Origin of the sequence: Asticcacaulis biprosthecium C19 (genome assembly GCF_000204015.1) — a bacterium.
In the GTDB taxonomy this organism is placed as follows: Bacteria; Pseudomonadota; Alphaproteobacteria; order Caulobacterales; family Caulobacteraceae; genus Asticcacaulis; species Asticcacaulis biprosthecius.
On sequence record NZ_GL883077.1, the window covers coordinates 1,283,201 to 1,288,293 of the forward strand.

At 60.2% G+C, this 5,093-nt stretch carries 4 protein-coding genes; 3 read left to right on the plus strand and 1 reads right to left on the minus strand.

The window, feature by feature from the left end; genetic code table 11:
• Positions 1–2,543 (plus strand): DNA ligase D (gene ligD / locus ABI_RS06235; protein WP_309545675.1); only part of this gene is annotated, 2,543 nt, incomplete at its 5' end.
• Between the two features lie 32 nt (positions 2,544–2,575).
• Here the strand turns inward: ligD and gntA are convergent.
• Positions 2,576–3,274, minus strand: a complete 699-nt coding sequence (gene gntA / locus ABI_RS06240) for a guanitoxin biosynthesis heme-dependent pre-guanitoxin N-hydroxylase GntA (RefSeq protein WP_006272028.1) — start codon at positions 3,272–3,274, stop codon at positions 2,576–2,578.
• Positions 3,275–3,581: 307 nt separating this feature from the next.
• Between gntA and ABI_RS06245 the strand changes: the two genes are divergently transcribed.
• Positions 3,582–4,502, plus strand: coding sequence for an ATP-grasp domain-containing protein (locus ABI_RS06245; protein ID WP_006272029.1), 921 nt, complete (start codon positions 3,582–3,584; stop codon positions 4,500–4,502).
• On the plus strand, positions 4,499–5,083 hold the full coding sequence (locus ABI_RS06250) for a DUF1989 domain-containing protein (RefSeq protein WP_006272030.1): 585 nt from the start codon (positions 4,499–4,501) through the stop codon (positions 5,081–5,083). Before ABI_RS06245 ends, ABI_RS06250 begins: the two co-directional genes overlap by 4 nt.
• Positions 5,084–5,093: the final 10 nt, after the last annotated feature.

The following is a 5,093-nucleotide window of genomic DNA, read 5'->3' on the forward strand; positions in this document are numbered from 1 at the left end:
GCAATCCCATGCCTGACTCACTTTCCCGCTATAACGAAAAGCGCGATTTTACCAGGACCGCTGAACCCGAAGGCAAGGTCGCCAAGGGTGAAGGCTTCCGTTACCTCATCCAGAAGCATGCCGCCACGCGGCTGCATTATGATTTCCGGCTGGAACTGGATGGCGTGCTGAAGTCCTGGGCCGTCACCCGGGGCCCCAGCCTCAATCCCGCCGACAAACGCCTGGCGATCGAAACCGAAGACCACCCCGTCAGCTATGGCAGTTTCGAAGGCACCATCCCCAAGGGCGAATATGGCGGCGGCACGGTCATGCTGTGGGACCAAGGAACGTGGGAGCCGATCGGGGATCCGCGCGAAGGCCTGAAAAAGGGCGACCTGAAGTTCAAGCTGCATGGCGAACGGTTGGGTGGTTCCTGGGCTTTGGTGCGGATGAAACCACGCCCTCAGGACACGAATCGTAAGAATGGCGGCCGCAACAACTGGCTTCTGATCAAACATGACGATAAGGCCGCCAACGAGGACGATGCCGAGGCGTGGCTGGAAAGTAACGCCACCAGCATCGTCTCCGGCCGCCCGATGGACGAGATCGCCAGGGGCAAAAGCCAGGTCTTGCATTCGGATAAGACCGAAAGCACCCTGAGCTTCATCCCGCCGGAACTGGCGACCCTCGCCGATAAGGTGCCCTCGGGCGAAAAATGGGTGCATGAGGTCAAGTTCGACGGCTACCGCCTGCAAGCCCTGATCGAAGACGGGCAGGTGCGTGTATTGACCCGAACCGGCCTGGACTGGACGCACAAATTTTCTGGCATTGCCCGCCGGCTGGGAAGGTTAAAGGTCAGGTCCGCCATCCTGGACGGTGAGGTTGTGGCGCTCAACAGCGACGGTGTCTCGAGTTTCAAGGCCTTGCAGGACAGCCTGCGCGACGGCCACAGCGAAGACCTGCAATACTATGTCTTCGATCTTTTGCACTTGGACGGCGAGGACCTGACGCGGCTGCCGCTGATCGAACGCAAGGCGCGGCTGCAAAAGCTGTTGAAAGGCTTTAAGTCCGACAACCGGGTCAACTATTCGGAACATTTTACGGAACAGTCCGGATTCGTCACTAAGGTATGCGACCTGAAGCTGGAGGGACTGATTTCCAAACGCGCCGACGCCCCTTATGCCTCCGGCCGCGCCAGAACCTGGCTGAAGATCAAATGTCACAAGCGCCAGGAGTTCGTCATCGGCGGGTTCAAAGAACCGACCCATGCGGCACGCGGCATCGGCGCTCTGATGCTGGGCTACTACGAGGATGAACAGCTTATCTTCTGCGGCAAATGCGGCACGGGCTTCGACCACGACGCCTCCGTCGCCTTGCGCAAACAGTTGGACGATCTGGTGCGCAAGACCAAACCGTTTGAGGATGTCCCGGCCGGGGTCCGTCGCGAATCCATCTGGGTTGAACCCAAACTGGTGTGTGAGATCGAGTTCACCGAATGGACGGCCGATGGCCGATTGCGCCATCCGTCCTTCCAGGGGTTGCGGGCCGACAAACCGGCCAATGAGGTCGGGCGCGACCGCGAGCTACCGGTGGAGACCGCGCAAAAGGAGGCGAAGATGGACGTTGTCGATGCGAAACCACGCGTTCGTTCGAAGGCGAAGACTGGCAAGTTCGATGTCGGCGGCATCGGCATATCCAGCCCGGACCGCATCATCTATCCGGGTACCGAGATCACCAAGCTGGACCTGGCGCAGTACTACCTCGATGTGGCTGATCATATCCTGCCGTTTGTCGCCAACCGGCCTTTGTCAATGCTGCGCTGTCCGGAAGGGATCGGCGAGGAGTGCTTCTTCCAGCGCCATATGTCCGCGGGCCAGTCGGAGCATATCTATGAGACCGGCATTCCAGTGAAGGGCCGCGACGAAGATTATCTGATGATCAAGGATGCCAAGGGTCTGATCAGCCTGGTGCAATGGGGCGTCATCGAACTGCACCCATGGGGCTGCCGGGTGGACAAACCCGACCGGCCGGACCGGCTGATCTTCGACCTGGATCCAGACCCGGGCGTCAGTTGGGACAAGGTGGTGGCGGCCGCGTTCGAGGTGCGCGGCCGCATGACGGAGTTGGGCCTGAAGTGCTTCCTCAAGACCACGGGCGGAAAGGGCTTACACGTCTGCGTGCCCATCGAGCGCGACTATGGTTGGCCGACCATCAAGGCGTTTTCGCGGGCGGTGGCGCAATCGATGGAGCACGATGCGCCAGATCGGTTTATCGCCACGATGAGCAAGGAAAAGCGTAAGGGGCGGATCTTCGTCGACTATCTGCGCAATGAACTAACGGCAACCGCGGTGGCGGCGTTTTCGGTGCGCGCCCGGCCGGGGGCGAATGTGTCGACGCCTCTGGATTGGAAAGAACTGACGCCGGAGCTGAAGCCGTCGGTCTTCGATATCGACACCGTCCGTGAGCGGATAAAGGGCGGGAGGGGCGATCCGTGGGCGGACTTTTTCAAGGTGCGCCAGACGATCAAGCGCGAATACCTCGAGGCATTGAAGATCGAGCTTTAAGCGGCCTCGCGACCTGCCTTCGGCGCGGTCGGTCAGTTGTGATGGACCCGCCGCAAAGGACATCGCCAGTCCGCCTCGACCGCGCGGCCGCTGTATTGGCGCACCTCCGACGAGTCGCCGTGGCGGGCCAGCATCGGGTTTTCCGTACCGCTGAGCCGGATGTCGCGGTCGATGATGTTCTCACGCAGCGTCTCGTAGCGGCCTTCGGCGCGCAGGGTTTCGAACTGGTCATGGGCGTTGAAGACCAGAACGGGGACCTCGAAACGTCGCGCCGGCCGTGAGGCGCCAGGGTGCAGGGCGACGACGAAGAAGGCCTCGCCGCCGAAACTTAAGGAAAATTGCGGATTTTCGGGATCGGCGCTGACGCGCGGGTCGTAGGATTCGCCGGCCTGGGCATCGAGGGCTTCCAGGGCCTGAAGCCGTTGGAACATCACCTGTTCAAAGGCGGTCTCGGACAGGACGTTGCGGGTGTTGAACACGACGACGAAGGACTGAAACGGGCCTGGGTGTTCACGGTAATAGCGAGCAAAATCACGCAGGGATTCGTAGATAGTCCGGTCGTCGCGGGGACAGCGGATGTCGCCGGCGACGACGAACTGCATCTGTTGACGCGATAAGGCCGACTTGGCCCCGACGCACGGAAACGCCTTGTCACGGATATGGGCTTCGAATCGTTCAATCAAGGCGCTATCTGCGCCGGTGGAGTCTTTGTTGATCGTCGGAAAATACAAGGATACGCCTTCCTCTGCTGGAAGGTTAATCTAATGGACGTGAGGTAAGAAGAAACTTGGGAACGGGTCGCAAGCGTGCAAGAAGCCTGTAAGATATGGCGCGTGACAGGCTGTGGTTTTGTTTATACAATGCTTATCCGACGACGTCCATTCCTGACGTCTTTCTTACAAGTTTGTTTCTAAGGTTCAACCGATTGCGGGCGGAGCGGGGCAGGATCATGCCAGAACAGATATTGGGTTTGACCCCGTGGCGTTAGTGAAAACGGCGCTCCCTTCGCCCGTACCCACGTCGGGGGCTTCGGCTTGGTTGAGCGATTTTGGGCTGAGCGATTTTGCCTGGCGTGACGGCGGGCTTTATATCCGCAAGACCGGTATTCACTTGAAGATTACGCAGGCCCTGATCGCGGAGATCGCCAGTTGGGTCGTGTGGTTGACGATCCTGGCCGGGGCGGCGCTGTGGGCGCGGTTGGCCTATGCGCGGCGTTTGGCTGTGTGGTATGCGCCCGACCGGCCGCGGCCATGGTATATGTGCCGGGGGGTCGCCATCTTCGGTGGCATCGATGTGGCGTGGTTGCCCGATAAGGCCGATGCCGCCTTCTATTTCGAGGATGTCACCTGTGGCCAGCCGGCGCGGTTAGCGGGTCGGCATATCAATCAGGCCTGTCAGGACATTTCCAAAGCCCATGTCGCGCGGGTGTTCGAGGAAGTCGTCGGCTATCCGCTGGCGCTGGATCCGTTGCAAGTCGCCGGCGAGATTGTCGAGAAGTCCGATAAGAATGGCGTCCATGATGGCCGCATCGTCATAGCGCCTTTAGCGCCGCTGACTGGCAAGGTCTATCAGCGCATTGTCGATACGCGCGATGACGATGGCTGCTGTCACGACCTGCGCACGCCCTGTGTCGGCGGCGAGCCGGTGGTAGTGTGGATCAAGACCAAGACCCCGGAGGGCCGGTTTTCGATCAACAACCGTCGTGCCCGGATGGCCGAACCGGAAGCGGTCTATTCCGAGACGGAACGGGACCTGATCCGGCGGTTCAATGCCCGCATCGGGCTGGACTGCGGCGGGCTGGATATCCTGCGCGACCGTTACGATGGCCGCATCTATATTGTCGACGTCAACAAGACCGATGTCGGCCCCGTCATCGCCCTGTCGTGGGGGGACAAGATCCGGTCGATGGCGCGCCTCGGGCGTGCCTTGCGCCGGCACATAATGGAGACTGTTGCATGACCACCGAAATCGCCCCGCGCACGGGTAGGGCCTTTAAGCTGAACAGGGGGCAGAGGTTGCGGGTCATCGATCCGCAGGGGGAGCAGGTCTCGGATATGCTGGCTTTCAATGCCCACGATATCGACGAAGTGATCTCGTCGGGGCGCACCCTCGACTATGCCAGCAAGCTGTTTTTAACGGTGGGGGATCCGATCTATTCCAATCGCAGCAATGTCATGCTGCGCATCGTTGAGGATACGGTCGGGCGACATGACTTCCTGCTGACGCCGTGTTCCAAGGATACGTTCCGCATCATCTATGGCGATGAGCATCCGCATCACGGCTGTTTCGGCAATCTGTCGATGGCGCTGGAGCCGTTTGGGGTGAAGCCTGACCAGATTCCAGTGGCCTTCAACATCTTCATGAATGTGCAGGTGGATGGTCAGACCGGCGCCCTAACGGTCGATCCTCCTTTGAGCAAGGCCGGCGACCATATCTTGTTCGAGGCCGAGATGGATCTGATCGTCGCCCTGACGGCCTGCTCGGCGCTGCAGTCGAACAACTACGCCTTCAAGCCTATCCACTATGGTGTGGAGGGGTGAAATTGTGTGT